Consider the following 3,595-nt stretch of genomic DNA (forward strand, 5'->3'; position numbering starts at 1 on the left):
ACCCAGCGCTATGCGCTCAAGCGCGGCGTGGGCTACCTGAACGATATCCAAGGATTTCCTGACCCTGCGCTCTATCCGGGGTCTGACGCTCAGTGGAACGAAAACTCACGTTAAGCAACGTTTTCTGCCTCTGACGCCTCTTTTAATGGTCTCAGATGTCCTTTGGTCACCAGTTCTGCCAGCGTGAAGGAATAATGGCCGAGCATATTGATATGTCCGTGGCAAAGCGGGGAGAGGCGTGCGATATCTTCATCATTCAGTGTTTCACCCTGCGCCCGGAGATGATCCAGGGCTGCCTGCATATAAATAGTGTTCCATAACACGACGGCGTTAGTGACCAGCCCCAGTGTGCCCAGTTGATCTTCCTGACCGTCGGTATATCGTTTTCTTATCTCACCTTTTTGACCGTGACAGATGGCTCTGGCAACGGCATGGCGACTTTCTCCCCGATTAAGCTGGGTCAGAATGCGCCGGCGGTAATCTTCATCATCAATATAATTAAGCAGATACAGCGTTTTGTTGATGCGCCCCACTTCAATGATTGCCTGAGTCAGTCCGGAAGGACGTTCACTTTTCAGCAATGAACGGACCAGCACTGAAACCTGTACTTTGCCCAGCTTCAGGGAGCCAGCGGTCCGGATCATTTCGTCCCACTGAAGGACTATTTTTCGGGGATCTGATTGCCCTCTGGCAATATCATTCAGCACGCCATAGTCGGCATCATGGTCCATTCGCCAGAAAACCGAAGCACCGGCATCAGCCAGGCGTGGAGAAAACTGGTATCCCAGCAGCCAGAAAAGGCCAAAGACAAGTTCGCTGGCACCTGCTGTATCGGTCATAATTTCGGTTGGATTCAGCCCGGTCTCCTGTTCCAGAAGACCTTCCAGCACAAAGATAGAGTCCCTCAGCGTCCCCGGTATAACGATGCCATGAAAGCCGGAATACTGATCGGACACAAAGTTGTACCAGGTGATCCCTCTGTTATTACCAAAGTATTTGCGGTTCGGTCCGGCATTGATTGTTCTGACTGGCGTAACAAAGCGCATTCCATCTGCAGATGCCACTTCTCCTCCACCCCATATCTGTGCCAGTGGCAGCGTTGCCTGAAAATCAACCAGTCTGGCATTAGCGCTGGTGATAGTTTCAGCCCGCAGATAGTTCGCTTTTGTCCAGTTCAGCCGGTGTCGGGTCAGTGCAGGAACATTTGATCTGATCAGTGGTTCCAGACCGATATTGCAGGCTTCAGCCATCAGCACGGCGCTGATGCTGACGGGCAGATCATCAACTCTGGCACTGGCTTCACTAGCATGGAAAAACTCATCAGCAAATCCGGTATGGGCGTTAATTTCGAGCAGCAACTCCGTTAAATCCACCGGAGGGAGTAGATCACTGATCATTTTGCTCAGTCGTTTCAGACTGTCCGGCTCATCAAGACTGGCGAGGGGAGAAATTGTCAACCGGGGCTTCGGGCCAGAAACATCGAGTTCGACAGCCTCATTTTCGCAAAGACGTGCAGCAACCTGTCTGTAACGACTATCAAGCTGATGACCCAGAGATTTTATTGCTTCCTGCGGGTCTGTCGGGTGCCCCAAAGAACGATAAACCTTAATCCGGTTTGCCTGCCAGTCAGCACCCTGTAGTAATCTTGCACGAGGATCTCCCCACCGGTTACTGCCGGTAACGTAGACATCCCTCCGCCTCAGACTATCCTGCAGTTTACTGAGAAAGCAGAGCGTGTATCCCCTGCGGGTGATATGTTTTTCCTTGTTAATCACCAGCCGTTTCCATGACCGACTGATAATTTCCGTTGGTGCGTCGTCAAAAAACTGCCGCCGTGAGCTGAACTCCCGGCTGAGGTAGTCACAGGCATTCAGAGTGGTAACCCCGGCAGGTGCGGATGAAAATTTAACGGTATTCAGCAGATGGGGCAGGAAACGACGAACGCGCCCGTACTGCTCCACCATTTCTTCATGAAAATTATCGTCTGAGGGCCGGGCAATTTCACGGACAAGCGTGATGATTTCAGCCAGCTTTTGCCTTGGGATGTAGCTGAACACCTCAGCACGAATCGATTCGTCCGGTGTTTCTTCTTTCAGCAGGTACGAACATGCGCTGGCGAGCGCCAATGCAGATTTATCCAGATCCTTCAGCGAGCGGAGCCGTTTTTTCTGCCCAATCTTTCTGGCGTCACGGATGATAACGGCCAGCATGGCGTCCAGAACGTCCAATGCATCATCCAGCGCCAGCGTTTCCCATGCAAGGACAAAGGCAACCAGAACCGCCATCCTTTTCTGCGGTGACATCCTGGCAATATTGAACACCGAAGTCATACCAGCATAACGTGCGAGATTTTTCAGGCGCACAGCCGGGAGTGTACTCAGGTTTTCAGCATGCAGGCCAAAATCGTTCAGAGTTTTCCAGCGTTCAATTGCTTCATTAAACGCCGGACCACTGATGGTCACAGGGCCCTTTTTCAGTGATTCCAGTAAAGACAGGCGGCTGCAATCAGTTGGCCCCAGCAGCATCTCCAGCTGTGAACGCTGTTCGGCTGACGGTATCAGTGCCAGTTTGTTCCACAGGCGCAACGTCGCCTTTTCCCTTACCTCTGAAATCAACCGGGTCAGCGTAGTGGCTCCGGGGAGAATAATACGATGTTGCATAAGCCACCCTGTCGCCAGATCGAAAAGCAGGCCAGGACGTTCGTTGCTTATCCAGCTCCGGGTATATAAAAGACGGGTAAGGCGAAATGTCCAGGGCCAGGCAAATTCACGATACTGATAGTGCTGACGTATCAGCGCTGCATGCTCACGGCGGGTATTTTCCCTCTGACCGTATTCTGCAAGAACGGTGATATCACGAATCCCGAGCTGTCTGGCGGTAAAATGCCGGACGCCGGAAGGAATATGATTCATATCGGTGAGGAAGGTGCCCAGAAAACGGACACATCCAATTTGCAGGGCAATGCCCAGACGGTTGTGATCACCTCTGCTTTTTCCGATAAATTCCTTGTCTGCTTCATCAAGGTGAAAATATCGTGCCAGCTGAAGCTCATCCGGTTCACCGGTGAATCTGCCATAGCTTTCAGTCTGCTCAGTGGTCAGAAAGTCAACGGGCATATCGGCCTCCCTGCCTGACGGGCATTTAGTAACATTTTTCCAACCGTACGAAATGTTATAAATTATCAGACATAGTAAAACGGCTTCGTTTGAGTGTCCATTAAATCGTCATTTTGGCATAATAGACACATCGTGTCTGATATTCGATTTAAGGTACATTTTTATGCGAATTTTTGGTTATGCGCGGGTCTCAACCAGCCAGCAGTCCCTCGATATTCAGATCAGAGCGCTCAAAGATGCAGGGGTAAAAGCTAACCGCATCTTTACCGACAAGGCATCCGGCAGTTCAACAGATCGGGAAGGGCTGGATTTGCTGAGGATGAAGGTGGAGGAAGGTGATGTCATTCTGGTGAAGAAGCTCGACCGTCTTGGCCGCGACACCGCCGACATGATCCAACTGATAAAAGAGTTTGATGCTCAGGGTGTAGCGGTTCGGTTTATTGACGACGGGATCAGTACCGACGGTGATATGGGGCAAA

The 3,595-nt window shown here is 51.2% G+C and carries 2 protein-coding genes; one reads left to right on the plus strand and one right to left on the minus strand.

The window, feature by feature from the left end; genetic code table 11:
• Positions 1–110 precede the first annotated feature (110 nt).
• Positions 111–3,116, minus strand: a complete 3,006-nt coding sequence (locus tag SJ312_RS23005; RefSeq protein ID WP_001143760.1) for a Tn3-like element Tn3 family transposase — start codon at positions 3,114–3,116, stop codon at positions 111–113.
• 163 nt (positions 3,117–3,279) lie between these two features.
• On the opposite strand from SJ312_RS23005, the gene SJ312_RS23010 reads away from it, so the two are divergent.
• Positions 3,280–3,595: recombinase family protein (locus SJ312_RS23010; protein WP_047359290.1), on the plus strand; the 316-nt coding region annotated here is incomplete at its 3' end.

The sequence above is a fragment of the Providencia sp. CIM-Carb-044 genome (assembly GCF_033901115.1).
Lineage (GTDB): Bacteria > Pseudomonadota > Gammaproteobacteria > Enterobacterales > Enterobacteriaceae > Providencia > Providencia hangzhouensis.